This is a genomic window from Chitinophaga sp. 30R24 (assembly GCF_049056765.1).
GTDB lineage: Bacteria > Bacteroidota > Bacteroidia > Chitinophagales > Chitinophagaceae > Chitinophaga.
The window spans coordinates 173,052-189,381 of record NZ_JBJGXX010000005.1; the positions used below are offsets into that span (position 1 = coordinate 173,052).

The window sequence follows — 16,330 nt, forward strand, 5'->3', positions numbered from 1 at the left end:
CACTTCAACATCATCATATGAAAATAGCCAGATATGCCGTTGGCAATTACCAGTTTACGCTGGTGATATTTATCATGATCATAGTACTGGGTATTATTACGATCCTAAACATGCCCCGGTCTGAAGACCCGGAAATGAGAGCGCCGCAGTTTACCGTAGTAGTAGTGTATCCCGGTACCAGTCCCAAAGACATGGAAGACCTGGTAGTAGATCCCATGGAAAAAGAGATCTATGCACTCGATGATATTAAACGCGTACGTACTACCATCAACGATGGCGTAGCCATTATGCGGGTAGAATATAAATACAGTTCCAACGTAGACCAGAAATACCAGGAGCTGGTAAGGGAAGTTAACAACAAACGGAAAGACTTGCCGCCAGACATTTATAGCATAGAGGTCAAGAAACAGGAACCCTCCGACGTTAATATCCTTCAGGTAGCGCTGATCTCAGAAAATGCCTCCCGGGATAAACTGCGTTACTACGCCGACAAACTGCAGGATGAACTGGAGAAAGTCCCCTCACTTAAAAATGTAAAGCTGCATGGGCTGCCGGACCAACAGGTGCGTGTAGAACTACAAATGGATAAGATGGCACAACAGCACCTGCCAGTAAACACTGTTATGTCTGCCATCCAGAGCGAAATGGCCAATATCCCAGGCGGGAATATTGATGCGGGCGATAAAAGCTTTAACATCAAAACCAGCGGGAACTACGAAAATATAGCGGAAATTGGCAACACTATCGTATCTGCCGCCAATGGCAAAAATGTGTTTTTAAAAGATATTGCCAAAGTATACTATGGTTTTGAAGATGAGAAATACTTTGTGCGGCTGAACAGCCATCGTTGCGTAGTAGTATCTGCTGCGCAGAAATCCGGCGAAAATATCTCCAAAACACAAGTACAATATAAACCGGTATTGGAACAGTTCAAAAAAACATTGCCTGCCAATATAGACCTCGTGCAGTATTTCGATCAAGCGGATGCGGTGAACAAACGGTTGAGCGGTCTGGGTAAGGATTTCATCATCGCTATATTGCTGGTTGCCTTTACCTTGCTGCCTCTTGGGCAAAGACCCGCATTAATTGTTATGATCTCTATTCCGTTGTCGTTATCCATTGGTATTGTGCTATTACAACTATTTGGCTATAACCTCAACCAGCTAAGCATTGTAGGCCTGGTAGTAGCCTTGGGGCTATTGGTGGATGATAGCATTGTAGTAGTGGAAAATATAGAGCGTTGGATGCTGGAAGGACATTCCCGCATGGAAGCTACGCTAAAAGCCACTTCCCAAATCGGGCTGGCCGTAATAGGTTGTACCGCCTCTCTGATCATTGCCTTTATGCCGTTGGTATTTATGCCAGAAGGCAGCGGCGACTTCATACGCAGTTTACCCCTTGCCGTTATATTCAGCGTACTGGCCTCTATGGCCGTATCCCTCACCATCATCCCCTTCCTTTCCAGCCGCCTGCTAAAAGAGCATACCGGCCACCCGGAAGGCAACCTGTTTATGCGTTTGCTTAAAAAAGGCATTCACGGCAGTTATGCAAAACTGCTGGACAAAGCGCTGCATCGCCCCCTACTTACCCTGATTGTATCGCTGGTTGTTTTTGGCGCTTCTATCGGATTGTTTAAAGTAATTGGGTTCAGCCTGTTCCCGGCTTCTGAAAAACCACAGTTCCTTATCAACATACATACGCCACCACAATCTAACCTGCCCTATACCAATAACATTGTGTTGCAGATTGAGCAGGAACTAAAACAACAGAAAGCAGTACTGTCTTATGCCAGCAATATTGGGAAAGGCAATCCACGCATCTATTATAATGAAACGCAAGAAAACGAGCGAAGCGATTATGCTCAGATCTTTGTGCAATTGGACCCACATACCAATCCATCAGAAAAAACACAACTGATAGAAGCGTTACGTAAAAGGTGGACACCCTATCCGGGAGCCAAAGTTGAAGTAAAGAACTTTGAGCAGGGCCCCCCTGTAGTAGCACCGGTAGAAGTAAGATTATTTGGCGACAACCTGGATACCTTACGGATGATGGCTGGCCGTGTAGAACAACTATTGGAAAAAACACCCGGTACTATCTATATCAATAACCCGGTCAGTCACCTAAAATCAGATATAAGGGTAAAAATAGACCGCGATAAGGCACAACAGTTGGGCATTCCAACGGTAAATACAGACCGTATTGTTCGTTTGGCCGTTTCCGGTATAAACCTGGGAAAGTACAATGATCAAAATGATAACGACTACGACATTCTACTAACCCGGCAGAAAGATGGCAGGCCTACATTAGATGCTCTCAAAGACCTGTATGTCAACAATAATCAGGGTACTGCAATTCCGCTTTCACAAATTGCCCAACTGCAACTGGAAACCTCTCCCCTCACCATTAACCACCAGGAAAAGAACCGGGTAGTATCCGTGAATGCTTTTATCAAGAAAGGATTCCTCACCGACCAGGTGATAAACGATGTAGTAAAACAGATGGATGCCTTGCATTTACCTGCAGGTGATAGCTATGAAATGGGGGGCGAAGTAGAAAGCAAGAAAAATTCTTTTGGCGGCTTTATGAGTGTAATCATTGTAACGGTGTTCTTGTTTATAGCCGTATTGATATTACAATTTAAAACCTTCAAGAGTATGCTGATCGTACTTTCTGTGATCCCCCTGGGTATCGTAGGTGCAGCAATAGCCTTGTGGCTGACGGGCAATTCACTGTCGTTTGTAGCCATTATCGGGTTGATTGCCCTGGCAGGCATTGAAGTAAAGAACACCATTTTACTGGTGGATTTTACCAACCAGCTGAGAATGCAGGGAAAACCACTGGAAGCCGCCATACGGGAAGCGGGGGAAGTTCGCTTCTTACCTATTGTGCTTACTTCGCTTACCGCTATTGGTGGATTAATACCTGTGGCGATTTCCACCAATCCGCTGATAGCGCCGTTGGCGATTGTATTAATCGGTGGACTGATCAGCTCCACCCTGTTATCCCGTATAGTCACCCCGGTAGTGTATAAACTGATACCGCCGGCTATTACTACCGGCAATAAAGATCAACAGGATGGGCGCCACTTGCACCAGGAAGAAGAAGAGGAAAAACCGGCCAGGCATCATGATGCAATTCGCAATTGATTCCTTATTTTTACGGCCGATTGGGTAGTCACCAATCCTCTGAAAATTAGTTCTTATGAAAAAACATTTCCTGGCATTTGCAACCGTGATCCTTGTCATCTGTTTGAGTGTGCAATCGTCACAGGCCCAATTGAAAAGGTTCAGTATAGGCCCTTTTGTTGAAGCTGGTTTTCCTACCGGTAACTTTGGCGATACCCATAATACCGGTTATGGTATTGGTTTAGGCGCTGATCTGAAATTGATAGCCGGCTTCACAGCAGTAGCTTCCGTGAGTTACTTTCATTTTGGAGGAAAAACTGTGGATAGCAACCGCGATGGTAACAGCTACGGCTATCCGGATGCCAATGTAATTCCTATCCGGTTGGGGCTTAAATACAAATTGGTGTCTATACTCTATGTGAAAGTAGAAGGCGGTACCGCACAATTTCTCGGTAAGTTCAACAACGGCACCGGCGGCCTGATAGCTCCAGGCATAGGTATCCGTTTACTGGGCCTGGATGTGGAAGCCAAATATGAGGCCTGGTTTCATAACAATACCAATGGATTTTTTGGTCTGAAGGCAGGATACAACTTTTAACAATCATACGCCTTTAGTGATTAGCTGCGTACAGTTAATTACTAAAGGCGTATGCTTTAGAAGAAAGTTACCGTCCATGTCTTTTCAAATGTTTCTCCGGGAGCCAACCGGTTAATCCCTTCCTTCTCTTCCAGAGCGCCCGTAGCGGCCACGCTGTCTGCTATACCACACCAGGGCTCTATACATACAAAATCTGCCTCTTTTGCCGCCCATATGCCCATGTAAGGAAATCCTTCATAGGCCAGAGTAAGTCCGTGTGGCGTACGGTTACTGCGGATGCTGATAGCAGTAGAAGCCAGGTGTTTAAATACCAGCGCATCTTCATAAAACAAAGATTTTTTCAGGGGTAACTCCTGGGTATGCTCCAACAGCGGTTGTGGTACCTGCAGCACCTGTCCTTCGGGCGACAATGGCCATTTGCCTGCATTTTCTGTTTTATTGAAATACAGATAATAGTCCTCATAAGCAGTACCGGCTACCAACGGCACTTTAAAAGCCGGATGCGCTCCTACCGAAAAAAGTAATTCTTTCTCATCCCGGTTCAGCACCTGATAGGTAACCTGGAGTTGATCATCTTGTAACAAGTACTGAATGGTAAAATCGAAATGAAAAGGATATACCTTACGGGTAGTTTCATTATCTGAAAGGCGGAAACTTACATGGTCCTTCGCTTGCGCTACTACCGTAAACAATTGTTCCCTGGCAAAGCCATGCCGGCCCAGTGTATAGTCTTGGCCCTGATAACGGTAAGTATTATTTTTCAGGCCGCCTACTATCGGAAACAATACAGGGCTTTTCTTACCCCAAAAGGCTGGATCTCCGCTCCACAAGTATTCCAGATTATTATCTTTCCGGACAATACTTTGCAGTTCGGCTCCCTGTGGATTTACTTCAACGGTAAGTTTTTCATTGGAAATCTGTATCATAATGGTGCTGTTATAATAGATCACTGCGAAGATACTCTGTAATTAATACAAAGCTTTTACCTTTGCTGGGTATTTTTATTTAACGCTTAATATTAAAACGGAATTACCATATGGAATCTTTAAAAGGAAAGAAGGCATTGATCACCGGTGGTGGTAAAGGCATTGGCCGTGCGCTGGCAGTAGCATTAGCACAGGAAGGCGTAGATATTGCCCTGATAGGACGCAGTACTGGTCCGCTTGAAGCAGTAGCAGAGGAACTCAAAGATGCTGGTGTAAAAGTAGCTTATGCCACAGCAGACGTGAGCGACATGAATGCTGTAAATGCGGCAGTAGCCGAACTTACAGCAACAATCGGCTCCATAGATATCTTGATCAACAATGCAGGTATTGCTGCTTTTGGTGGTTTTATGGAGTTGGAACCTACACAGTGGGAACAAATTATACAGGTAAACCTGTTGGGGGTATATTATGTGACACGCGCCATACTACCAGATATGATTGCCCGTCAAACCGGCGATATCATCAATATATCTTCCACTGCCGGCCAACGTGGAGCCCCGCTTACCAGCGCATACAGCGCCTCTAAGTTTGGGTTGATGGGATTAACGGAATCGCTAATGCTGGAAGTGCGGAAACATAATATCAGGGTGAGCGCTTTAACACCTAGTACTATTGCTACAGATCTGGCGAAAGAATTGAAGTTGACAGACGGTAATCCTGAAAAGGTATTACAACCGGAAGACCTGGCAGAATTTGTAATAGCGCAATTGAAATTGAATAAGAGAGTGCTGATAAAATCAGCAGGGTTGTGGTCTACCAACCCATAATTATTTCCATAGCCTATGATGCAGCTATCTTCTGCATCATAGGCTATGAAAACATTATTTGCAGATACGAAATGCGTAGCCTAAAGATGCTGTAGCAGCACCGGTATTGTTTTTACCATTGGCAGTCCCCTTTTGGATATTCAGGAATCCAAAGTTACCACCACCTTCAATAAAGATCTGATTACGACCAAATTGAAAAGCCAGGCCTAAGTTACCGCTCACACCAACGTTAAAGGTATGTAACTGATTGGTGATGTTGGTAACAGCATCAAGCGATACTGGGCCAGGTGTAACAGGTTGTTGTTTACCTTCATCAAGGTAAATAATGCTGCTACCGCTGGTTACCTGTTTCGCGTGCAGCAGGAACCCGAAGAATGGACCAGCATCTATGTAGAGGCGTAACGGTGATTTAGGTCCCAGGTTCCATCCAAATTTAGCCAAAATGGGCACCATCAGATAATTGAGCCGGGCCTCGCTTTTGTAATCAGCGTACAGGTAAGTGGGTAAAGGTATTCCGGGAGGAGCCATCGGTGCAAAATTTTCAGAGGGCAATGCCTGGAAACCATTTTTCTTACCACCCTGTGCAGAATAACTGACCATGGCTTCAATAGAAAAAAGTTTGCTGATGTGATACTCACCGAGGATACCGAAGTCTGGTCCTTGTCTGGAACTATAACCGCTGTTTAGTGGATTTTCAGATCTACCGCTACCGGCAGTCAGGTTAGGAATACTGACACCACCGCGTACGCCAAGGTCGAACTGCGCGTTTGCCTTCAGGCCACAAAAAAGAAAGAGGGCCGGCAAAAGCCATTTAATGGAGCTTTTGGTTTTCATAATGAATATTTGTTTCCAAATTTAACGATTAAATCATATTGTTTTACTATCTAACAATAAACATTAACACAGGGGTTCGAATGGTACGTTATGTATGGTCGATGTGTAGCTAATTCTTTATTGTAGCTAGTTCCTTATAAAGATAAAGAAAGAATATCTTTATCCCTGAAACTTTCCAACAATTAAACTAACCTAAGTACAACATGAGCATGCAAGAGAACAACTCACCTGTATACAGTATTCCTTTAAGTTACCGCAAGATGGAAAACCTGCATATTGTTTTCTGGCTATTGAAAGATATCAGTTGGTGCATGATATGGAAGCCACTGGGCGTAGCAATGATTTTTCCCACACTGATCATCGCTATCGTCATCGCCTGGCGCACCCGCCAATATATGTCCGAATTATGTCATAACGTAGCCATTACTGTATGGATCACAGCTAACTCTTACTGGATGATCAGCGAATTTTTCCATTTTGATGCCCTGGTAATACAGGGAGACATTACCTATAAGCACCTTGCCCTCATTCCTTTTTTGACCGGTATCATTATACTGGCCTGGTATTATCTGTACTACCAGCCCAGGCATAAAGAAATAGCAGAGGTAATCACAGAATAAGCGGTTGGTGTAGTAAAGCGGCTGTACCCCGTAGGGAACAGTCGCTTTGCGATGACTAAGCTTACAGCAGCCAGCTGCTGCCCAACCGGCACTATTTCACAGAAAACTTATACATGGTAATTTGGGAGAATGTTTCCCCTGGCTGTAGTATCACATCCGGGAAGGAAGGCTGATTAGGCGAATCGGGGAAATGCTGTGTTTCCAGACACAATGCGGCATGCTGCATATATTTTTGCCCGTTGCGGGTATTGGCCAGCGTGCCATCCAGGAAATTACCGGTATATAGCTGAATACCTGGCTGGGTAGTAAATACATCCATTACACGGCCACTGGAAGGATCATAGAGTGTGGCTACATTTGCCAGCTCCCCTTCTTTTTTATCCAGTGCGAAATTATGGTCATAACCACCCTTTACCTTATCTATTTCAGCACCTATTTTCTTAGCGTTGGTAAAGTCCATTGGCGTGCCTTTCACAGGTTCCAGTTTGCCGGTAGGGATCAGTTTATCATTTACAGGCGTATAGCGACGGGCTTTTAAAAGCAGCTCATGTCCAAGGATGGTATTATCTTTCCCGGCAGACAAGTTAAAATAAGAGTGATTAGTAAGATTCACTGGAGTAGGCTTGTCGGCCGTAGCTTTATAAACGATCTCCAGGGCGTTATCTGGCGTAATGGTATATACTACGGTAGCCTGTAGATTACCCGGATAACCTTCTTCCCCATCTTTACTATTATACACCAATTCCAGACTGCTGTTGCCGTCGGGTTTGGCGGCCCATACTACTTTATCAAAACCTTTCAAACCGCCATGCAACGTATTCCCATGATCGTTAGAGGCCAATGTATACTCCTTACCATCCAGCTTAAATTTTGCATTGGCAATACGATTGGCATAGCGGCCAATCAGGGCGCCAAAATAAGGCTGTCCCTGTTGCTGGTAACCGGATAGCGAATCATACGATAGCACCACGTTACCTTTCTGCCCTTGTTTATCGGGTGTGATGATATCTGTGATGATACCGCCATAGTTCAAAATCTTTACTTCCATTCCGTTGGAATTTTTCAGGGTGTATTGCAGTACTTCCTGACCATCGGATTGGCCAAAGCTACGTGGGGCTATTTCCGTAGCCGCTATGACAGAGGAATCCATATTTTCTTCTTTTTGCGGGGCAGTTTTATTATTACAAGAAGCCAGTATGGTACTACCGGAGATAAAAAGCGCAGTTATCGCTTTAATGTTCATATCCATAACGTATTTAGATGTGATTAATGTGATTAATGTGATTGCTGTGGTTATCCTGATAAACGGATATTATCTAGGCGTACCCGTTACTATCAAATACAATAAAAGTAATGATAAGGTACTATAAAATATTCGTTTATCGTACAATTATAAAGATCCTATTCACCACAGCGCTCCAACGGCGCCGCATTACCCTTTAATCCTTACATTTGTCTAATTTTTGGGTTTATGAAACACTTTATTCTGGCGAGTACCTCCACTTTATTTGGAGAAAACTACCTGGCATACCTGCAACCTGCCATGAAGATATTATATGCTGGTATAGAAGAAATTATTTTTGTTCCTTTTGCCCGTCCGGGAGGTATTTCCCACGACGACTATACGGCGAGGGCAGCAGAAGCTTTTAGTAATATAGGCGTCCGGGTACGCGGGCTGCATACCTTCAGCGATCAAGCAGCCGCCATCAAAAGTGCAAAGGGATTCTTTACCGGCGGCGGTAACACTTTTCTGCTGGTCAAACAATTGCACGAACAAGGGTTGATGCACGTATTACGGGATGCTGTAATGACGGGTGCACCATATATGGGTTGCAGCGCAGGCAGCAACATCGGTGGGCTAACCATGAAAAATACCAACGATATGCCGATTGTATACCCACCCAGCTTTAACACTATGGGACTCGTGCCTTTTAATTTAAATCCACATTACCTAGACCCTATTCCCGGTTCCCAGCACATGGGCGAAACACGGGAAACACGGATCAAAGAATATCATACCCAAAATAACACTCCAGTGATAGGTCTCCGGGAAGGTAGCTGGATTTATGCCAAAGACAATACTTTAACACTGGAAGGAACGCTGAACGCACGGATATTTGAAGCCGGAAAAGCACCTTATGAAGTACCTGCCGGCAGCTCACTAGCTCACTTACAGTAAGAAAAGTATTGCCGCTCAAATAAAATCCCATCAAAGCTCTTAAAAGAACAATCATTCTTTTATCTTTGCCAGATGCGTGTGAAAGACGAAAATAAAGCAACCATTATCCGGCAAAAAGCTATTGAAATGATTGTTCACGAAGGCTTTGATGGGTTAAGTATGCATAAATTGGCCAAAGCCGCCAATATTTCTGTATCCACGATCTATATTTATTTCAAAAACCGTGAACACCTGCTCAACCAATTATTTGCTGAAACGGTAGATCTATTTATGAAAACTACCCTGAACGGGTTTAGTCCGGATATGGACTTCGCAGCAGGTTTATCCCGGCAATGGCATAACCGTTACCAATATATCCAGGAATACCCGCTCCACTATTTCTTTCTTGAACAATTCAGAAATTCTCCATTGATCAAAAAACAGGATAGCTTACAGGAAGACTTGTTCCGGGAAGCGATGACCAGGTTTGTATCGAATGCAGTAGAAAAAAAGCAAGTACTGCAACTGCCGCCAGAAGTGTTTTGGGCGTTAGCATATGGCCCTTTTTATACGCTGGTGAAGTTTCATCTCGACAATGCCACCATGTCTGGCACCCCTTTTTCGTTGAGCGACGAGAAGCTGGAAATCGCACTGCAACGGGTACTAAAATCGTTACAGCCTTAAAGGGGTATGGAGCATCGTTAACATCACGTATAATCATTTCCGTTATACAGTACGGGGCAAGTTGCGCTATAAAAGTTTTTATAAAAAAACAGCGGTGATTGCTCACCGCTGTTGCTATATTATCAATTATTGAATACTATCTTGCTATTTCAATCTTCACCTTTTTATTTTTGATTTTCTCGTTCTTTACCTGCTCCAGGGCATGCCCCACTTTGGATTTCACCACAGCTACAAAGGAAAAGAAATCTTTCACTTCAATCAGGCCAATATCATCTTTTTTCAGGTGTCCTTTTTTAGCCAGAAAACCTACAATATCTATCTTATTCACTTTATCTTTTTTACCGGCGCCTATAAAGACAGTAGTCCACTTGGGCTTTTCCGGCAAAATAGCCTCTGCTGGTAGTGCTATCGGTGCAATGGTATCGCCATCGAGGTAGGGCATCAGCTTTTCGTCGGGGGCCAAGATAACGATAGCGGTACCGCTGGCTTCCATCCTGGCGGTACGGCCATTACGGTGTGTCCAGCTATCCTCCGTATGAGGCAGATGAAAATGTATGATATAGCGGATATGTGGAATATCCAATCCCCTGGCTGCCAAGTCGGTGGTCACCAATACATTTACCGATCCGTTGCGGAATTTGCAGAGGGCCGTATCCCGCTCTTGTTGTTCCATAGCGCCATGATAGAAAGTATTGATAATACTTTTTTCAGACAACATCTTACTGGTGCGCTCTACTGCTTCACGATGGTTACAGAATACAATTGTAGAGCGGTTACCTAACACACAGATCAGGCGGAACAGGGTATCCACCTTATCATTTTCGGGTGAAAGCACTTGCCTGATAGAGAGTCGCTCCGCCGTTGCTCCACCTTCCGGAAGAAAGTTCAACTTTACCGGACTCTTCAACACCACGAATTCGGGTATATCTACCGTTTCTGTAGCCGAAGTAAGTATATGTTTATGAACATTGGGGAGCGATGCTACAATAAAGGATACCTCTTCCTGGAATCCTAATTCCAGGGTTTTATCGAATTCGTCGAGCACCAGTGTTTCAATCGTATCTACTGTAATATTGCCTCTACGGATGTGATCGCCGAGGCGACCGGGTGTACCTACAATAACTGCAGGCGCTTCTATCAGATTATTTTCTTCTGTTTCCCGGAGATGACCGCCATAACAGGCAGTAATCTTATAGCCAGTGCCCATGTGCCGGAATACCTTTTCTATCTGCAAGGCCAGTTCGCGGGAAGGCACTACTATCAACGCCTGGGTGCTTTTTTTGGTAATATCCAACCGTTCCAGGATAGGCAACAGGAATGCCAGCGTTTTCCCTGAACCGGTAGCCGACAGCAGGACTACGTCTGCATGTTCCCGATTGGCTTCCATGGAACTTCGCTGCATTTCATTGAGTGTTTCGATCTTGAGCGCGGCAAGTATATTACTTAGTGAGTATGTTTCTTTCTGCATTTGGCGCAAAAGTACGAAAGTTTCACTCAAAGCAGCAAAGACTGTCTCTTACCGGTATTGCGGCCCACAAAGATACCGACCGTACTTTGGGATACTGGAAGGCAAAAACAAGTCTACTTTTTCATTTTTTTATTTAAATTGAGCGCATGAAAACAACTTATATTTTACTGACACTTGTAGCCGGCGCATTTACGGCCTGTCACCCAGGCGCGCAACAGTCAACCGTTTCCACGGATACGGTAATTACATCACCCATCCATATACGAAATGCCTGTTATACGAAAATAATAGGCAGGGATACGATACAACTCACACTTAATGTTGAAGACAGTGTAGCAACAGGTAATCTATCGTATAATTTTTTTGAAAAGGACAAAAACACGGGTAAAATCTCCGGTTTGCTCCATAACGACATTTTACGGGCCCAATATAATTACTATAGCGAAGGAGTGGAAAGCTCCAGACCCGTTATTTTTAAACTTACGGATAAAACTGCCTTTGAAGCAATGCCTGAAAAAATAGATGACCAGGGCATTCCAGTGTTTAGTGCAAACAACCAGGAGTTAAAATTTGATACCATCCCTTTCCATAGATGTGATTAAATATAATCAGATGTGATTTTTTTGATAGACAAAAAAATCACATCTGGCTTAAAAAAGACGGTACATAAGTCGCAGATACCGGCACTACCATATCTTCCAGACCATTAAGCTGCAAATAATATCCCCGTGGCCCTTTCTTAAGAAGCATTACCTGGCGGATATTTACCAACCAGGAGCGATGAGCCCGCACTAACCCAATAGCGGATAAACGATCTTCCAGCTTTTTAAGTGTTGTTCTCACCAATACTTTATTGATCTGATTTCCGGAGTGATAATATATCCGTACGTAATTATCTTCCGCCTTTACCAGCAAGAGGGTAGCCGGGGGAAGAGCTATCATAGGCCGGTCCTGCCCGTCACAAAGCGTCACACCGTACTCCTTTCCCTCCAGTTCTTCAGTTCCCGCTATCTCCAGGTATACCACTTCATCCGCCCACCTAGGCGCCATACCGGCAAGCCTGCAATCCGGGCTAAACCTCCGTACTAAGAACTGCGTTATGCACATGGATAATAGCAATAACGGCAGCGCGTTGTAAGCCAACCAGAGGCCCAACAAACTACCAACCGCAACCCAGGCCATCCTATTGATAACTGGCATAGGCAGGGCAAAAGGAGAATGCTTAGCAGCATGCTTTGAGCAAGACAAAGAATACAAGCTTTTCATAATCGTGGATCATTTCTTCTTTTAAGATAAGGAAAAAAGCCGGTAAGCAAAGCATAAAGAGATGATAAGATCCGGACCATACATTTACAAAAAATGCATATTTCATATATCAATGAAAATGCAGATAGCCGTAGCCCTAACCGGGGTGGCTATGCTATTCAGCTGTAGTGGTGCTGCCAAAAAGGAAACGGCTACCGCAAGGGCAGATAGCGCAATAGCCTCCTATTCACCAGACCAGCAAAAGATCGCACGTATGGGCATGGCTACCATCACAGAAGATGCCAGACACGTATTGGATACCCAAAACCTGCACGTTCCTATTGAAAAAGCAGCAACGGCAGAAATTTCATTAATGGCTAACGCCATACTCGTATTTCATCCGTAATATCTCTTCCTCAATATCTACTAACTCCTGGAACTTGCGGACGATCTCATCCTGCGTACGGGGATCTTTAGCAAAAGAACGCAATACCTTACGCTGGTTATCCAGCATTTTCAGGTACACTTTACGGTATTGCTCGTGATCAATCCCTTCCCTACGATTGTGGACAGAAATAGATTTACGATGCTCTAAGTCTTCTCTCAGCTCCCATAAAGCCGTATTAGCACGCAAGTCTTCCGCATAATAAGTATCCAGGAACTCAATACTTTTTTCCGTTAAGGTATTCACGATGATTCTTTCCTGTTCTTCCAAAGGCAGATGACTATCTTGTTCTTCCATATTCAGCCAGCGGATAACTACAGGCAACGTAAGCCCTTGTATAACGAGGGTTAATAATATTACTGTAAAGGTGATGAACAGGATCAAGTTGCGCTGAGGAAACAACTGGCCGTTATTCATGTATACGGGTATAGACAAAGCAGCGGCCAACGATACTACCCCCCTCATGCCCGCCCAGCTGAAAACGAGAGGAGCCTTCCAACCAGGGTTACTCTGAGCAGTAGTAATATAACGGCTGGCGAATATGGTAAAAACAGTAGCCCCAAAGGTACACAGCAAACGGGTAACCATTAATACTCCAGTGATCATAAGCCCGTACTTAACTGCCTCATTCAGGCTCACTGAGCCCAGTTCCTTAATGATAACCGGCAATTCCAGTCCTATTAGTATAAACACGATACCATTTAGCATAAATCCCAGGGTAGACCACACGTTGGCGCCCTGGATGCGGCTACTGTAAGTAAATATCCGCTGTCTTCTGTAAGAAAGGAACAATCCTCCACTTACCACAGCCAATACACCAGAACCATGGAAGGATTCCGCCGTAATGTACATCACATAAGGGGCTGTGAGCGTAAGCACCACATCCATTTGCGGATTAGTGGGGAGCCAACGGTGGATCGCATAATAAATCATTGCTATTAGTATCCCAATCACAATACCCATCACGATAATTACCACAAAGCTCCCCGCAGCATCTTTAAACACAAAAGAGCCGGTCATCACGGCGGCGCTGGCAAAGCGGAATACAGTCAAGCTGGAAGCGTCATTCATCAGGCTTTCTCCTTCTATGATAGCGGCAAGCCCTTTCGGCACCTTCACATGCTGCATAACACTTGTAGCCGACACCGCATCTGGTGGGGAAACGATACTACCTAATACAAATCCCAATGCCAGGGTAAACCCGGGTATAATAGAGCTAGATACAATAGCCACTACAAAGGAAGTAACAATCACGATGAGGAAGGCAAAAGAAGATATGATGCGCCTCCAATGCCATAATTCCCGCCAGGAAGTATACCAGGCCGCTTCATATAACAGTGGGGGCAAAAAAATCAGCAGGATCAACTCCGGGTTAATCCGGATAGATGGGAGGAATTTAAAAAAACTCAATAAGAGTCCGCCTAACACGAGTATAATAGGATAGGCAATCTTTAACTTTTGCGCCAGCATTACCAGAAAAAGGATAATAAAGATCAGGATGATATACTGAATAACAGTAATAAGCATTGGAAGATTTTATCAGGATTAAAGATTTTGTTTTTTAAACTTACCTGGGAGTTTCACCTGTTTTCCGGATACCATAAAAGCACCCTCTCCCCTGTAATGCACTGTTTTAGGGTATTTAGGATAGGTAGCCACTTGCGCGTCTACCACTTCCAATATAAAGAAATTATAAGTGGCCAGTAATTGAGTATCTACCACTTTACATTCGAGATTGGCGTAACATTCCTTTATAAGCGGGGCTTTCACTATACGTCCATCTTCCGGCGTAAGGGCAAACTTACTGAATTTATCTATATGGGCGCCTGAAGTATTGCCAATGCCTATGATCTCATCGATCAGTTGGAGAGTGGGAATATTGATCACGCATTCCTTACTTTTTCTGATCAGCTCATAACTATAGTTGGCGCTGGTGATCATACATCCTATCAGTGACGGTGAAAATTCCATCACGGTGTGCCAACCCATGGTCATGATATTGGTTTTATTTTGCCAACGGGAGCTAACCAATACAGTAGGGCCAGGCTCCAGGAATTTACGGATTTCCCATACCGGTAACGCTGTTTTTTTATATTCCCTTTTCATAGTATTCATTTTTTCGGGCAAATCGCTGCAAGCGTTATACCTAACGAATAATCAACGAAAAGAGATATTATATTGTTGAATGCTGTGCTATTCTTTAAAACAAGCCGGGGCCGCCTGGAAAGGCAGCCCCGGTTATACCATGGCAAAAGTTGTTAGTATATTTAACTGGTAGCCACCCGCACCGTGGCAGGTTTCACCACCTGATAGTGTTGCTTGCCTTTTAAACCCAGTAATTGTAAGTATTGCTGGGTGATAAAAGTGATGTTATGCTTCGTGATAGCAAATTTGTAGGCCCTTTCCACCATCTGGGCTGTTTCTTGGGGATGACTTAACAGGATATCAAGTTGCAATGCCAGTGTTTTGCTGTCTTTCACTGCACACATCAATCCACGGCCCTCTTCGAGCAGGTCTTTAAGGCCGCCTGCATTGGTAGCTGCCACTGGCACCCTGTAAATAAAAGCATCCAGCACGCTACTGCCCAATCCTTCTTCGGAAGAGCTCATTGCAAATGCATCCATGACACTGAAAAAATCTTCCACGTTGTGTTGAAATCCCATTATCCGGTAAATGCCTAACAGGCCAGCTTCTTCCATCGCAGCACGCACTTCTGCCTGCATTTCCCCATTGCCAAAATGCAGGAATACAAAATCGTTGCGCAAAGTAGTAAGGTGTTTTATAGCGGCTACCATGCAAAGCGGGTCTTTATGCGCCACAAATGCTGCGGTAGTAGCAATTACTTTGGTATAAGGAGGGAGGTTCATTTCGTCGATTACCCGGCGGGCACGTGCTGTATCCAGCACTTTCGGCGCAATGGCGCTGGAAATCAGCTGTACATCTTTTACGCCAAAATCGGTCATAATCTGTTGAATAGCCCGGCTAATGCCTACTACGTGTGTGCATAACCTATATTTTAATAAAGTAAGTTTTCCTTTAGGCACAAAATCAATCCTGCGCGTAAATACAACCTTCGCCCAATGAAAAGGCCTGGTAAGGATCGCATAAGTAAGGATATGCGAAGTTTGCACATGGAAAATATCGTACTTGTGTCCCCGTGTGATCAAAAAGAAAATGACGCCAAAAACATTCTTAAAAGCAATGGTAGAAAACCCCTGCTCTTTTAGTTTTTGCTCGATCGGAAAATTTTTTCTACACAATACATCCACTTTCATACCCGCAGCGATAAAACCTTGGGTATTATATAACGTCTGTCTTTCTCCTCCTCGCCACGTTCGCTCAAAATTGAGCTCAAGTATGCGTATTGATTTAGTTTTCATGTGCTGCTCTTTTTTTG

At 44.2% G+C, this 16,330-nt stretch carries 16 protein-coding genes; 8 read left to right on the forward strand and 8 right to left on the reverse strand.

Annotation, left to right across the window (positions count from 1 at the left end):
• Window positions 1-17 precede the first annotated feature (17 nt).
• Window positions 18-3,149: an efflux RND transporter permease subunit gene (locus ACDQ55_RS13945; protein WP_420982014.1), complete on the forward strand. Its 3,132-nt coding sequence runs from the start codon at window positions 18-20 to the stop codon at window positions 3,147-3,149.
• 55 nt (window positions 3,150-3,204) lie between these two features.
• Window positions 3,205-3,726, forward strand: a complete 522-nt coding sequence (locus ACDQ55_RS13950) for a hypothetical protein (RefSeq protein WP_420982015.1) — start codon at window positions 3,205-3,207, stop codon at window positions 3,724-3,726.
• 56 nt (window positions 3,727-3,782) lie between these two features.
• Here the strand turns inward: ACDQ55_RS13950 and ACDQ55_RS13955 are convergent, their stop codons facing one another.
• A complete protein-coding gene (locus ACDQ55_RS13955; protein ID WP_420982016.1) occupies window positions 3,783-4,652 on the reverse strand; it encodes an aldose 1-epimerase family protein in 870 nt (289 codons plus the stop codon).
• 110 nt (window positions 4,653-4,762) lie between these two features.
• On the opposite strand from ACDQ55_RS13955, the gene ACDQ55_RS13960 reads away from it, so the two are divergent.
• The gene (locus ACDQ55_RS13960; protein WP_420982017.1) at window positions 4,763-5,479 is read left to right on the forward strand and encodes a 3-ketoacyl-ACP reductase; all 717 of its coding nucleotides are present in this window, start codon (window positions 4,763-4,765) and stop codon (window positions 5,477-5,479) included.
• 54 nt (window positions 5,480-5,533) lie between these two features.
• On the opposite strand, the gene ACDQ55_RS13965 is transcribed toward ACDQ55_RS13960, so the two are convergent.
• Window positions 5,534-6,313 (reverse strand): porin family protein, encoded by a 780-nt coding sequence (locus ACDQ55_RS13965; RefSeq protein ID WP_420982018.1) that lies wholly within the window; start codon window positions 6,311-6,313, stop codon window positions 5,534-5,536.
• A 203-nt stretch (window positions 6,314-6,516) separates the two neighbouring features.
• On the opposite strand from ACDQ55_RS13965, the gene ACDQ55_RS13970 reads away from it, so the two are divergent.
• Window positions 6,517-6,933, forward strand: coding sequence for a hypothetical protein (locus ACDQ55_RS13970; RefSeq protein ID WP_420982019.1), 417 nt, complete (start codon window positions 6,517-6,519; stop codon window positions 6,931-6,933).
• Between the two features lie 91 nt (window positions 6,934-7,024).
• Here the strand turns inward: ACDQ55_RS13970 and ACDQ55_RS13975 are convergent, their stop codons facing one another.
• The gene (locus ACDQ55_RS13975; protein WP_420982020.1) at window positions 7,025-8,176 is read right to left on the reverse strand and encodes an aldose epimerase family protein; all 1,152 of its coding nucleotides are present in this window, start codon (window positions 8,174-8,176) and stop codon (window positions 7,025-7,027) included.
• Window positions 8,177-8,404: 228 nt separating this feature from the next.
• Here ACDQ55_RS13975 and pepE point away from each other — a divergent pair, with 228 nt between their 5' ends.
• Together pepE and ACDQ55_RS13985 are read left to right on the forward strand one after the other, a co-directional pair.
• Window positions 8,405-9,112 (forward strand): dipeptidase PepE, encoded by a 708-nt coding sequence (gene pepE, locus ACDQ55_RS13980; RefSeq protein WP_420982021.1) that lies wholly within the window; start codon window positions 8,405-8,407, stop codon window positions 9,110-9,112.
• 72 nt (window positions 9,113-9,184) lie between these two features.
• A complete protein-coding gene (locus ACDQ55_RS13985; RefSeq protein WP_420982022.1) occupies window positions 9,185-9,775 on the forward strand; it encodes a TetR/AcrR family transcriptional regulator in 591 nt (196 codons plus the stop codon).
• Between the two features lie 136 nt (window positions 9,776-9,911).
• Here the strand turns inward: ACDQ55_RS13985 and ACDQ55_RS13990 are convergent, their stop codons facing one another.
• Window positions 9,912-11,243 (reverse strand): DEAD/DEAH box helicase, encoded by a 1,332-nt coding sequence (locus ACDQ55_RS13990; protein ID WP_420982023.1) that lies wholly within the window; start codon window positions 11,241-11,243, stop codon window positions 9,912-9,914.
• Between the two features lie 146 nt (window positions 11,244-11,389).
• Between ACDQ55_RS13990 and ACDQ55_RS13995 the strand changes: the two genes are divergently transcribed.
• Window positions 11,390-11,845 carry a hypothetical protein gene (locus ACDQ55_RS13995; RefSeq protein ID WP_420982024.1) on the forward strand — a complete coding sequence of 152 codons (456 nt, stop codon included), beginning with the start codon at window positions 11,390-11,392 and terminating at the stop codon, window positions 11,843-11,845.
• A gap of 37 nt (window positions 11,846-11,882) precedes the next feature.
• Here the strand turns inward: ACDQ55_RS13995 and ACDQ55_RS14000 are convergent, their stop codons facing one another.
• The gene (locus ACDQ55_RS14000; RefSeq protein WP_420982025.1) at window positions 11,883-12,509 is read right to left on the reverse strand and encodes a LytTR family DNA-binding domain-containing protein; all 627 of its coding nucleotides are present in this window, start codon (window positions 12,507-12,509) and stop codon (window positions 11,883-11,885) included.
• A gap of 112 nt (window positions 12,510-12,621) precedes the next feature.
• Here ACDQ55_RS14000 and ACDQ55_RS14005 point away from each other — a divergent pair, with 112 nt between their 5' ends.
• The gene (locus ACDQ55_RS14005) at window positions 12,622-12,894 is read left to right on the forward strand and encodes a hypothetical protein (protein ID WP_420982026.1); all 273 of its coding nucleotides are present in this window, start codon (window positions 12,622-12,624) and stop codon (window positions 12,892-12,894) included.
• Here the strand turns inward: ACDQ55_RS14005 and ACDQ55_RS14010 are convergent.
• From ACDQ55_RS14010 to ACDQ55_RS14020, 3 genes are all read right to left on the reverse strand, one after another.
• The gene (locus ACDQ55_RS14010) at window positions 12,859-14,460 is read right to left on the reverse strand and encodes a Na+/H+ antiporter (RefSeq protein WP_420982027.1); all 1,602 of its coding nucleotides are present in this window, start codon (window positions 14,458-14,460) and stop codon (window positions 12,859-12,861) included. The two genes, ACDQ55_RS14005 and ACDQ55_RS14010, sit on opposite strands and share 36 nt — an antisense overlap.
• An 18-nt stretch (window positions 14,461-14,478) precedes the next feature.
• A complete protein-coding gene (locus tag ACDQ55_RS14015; protein ID WP_420982028.1) occupies window positions 14,479-15,039 on the reverse strand; it encodes a flavin reductase family protein in 561 nt (186 codons plus the stop codon).
• Window positions 15,040-15,200: 161 nt separating this feature from the next.
• On the reverse strand, window positions 15,201-16,313 hold the full coding sequence (locus ACDQ55_RS14020) for a glycosyltransferase (protein WP_420982029.1): 1,113 nt from the start codon (window positions 16,311-16,313) through the stop codon (window positions 15,201-15,203).
• Window positions 16,314-16,330: the final 17 nt, after the last annotated feature.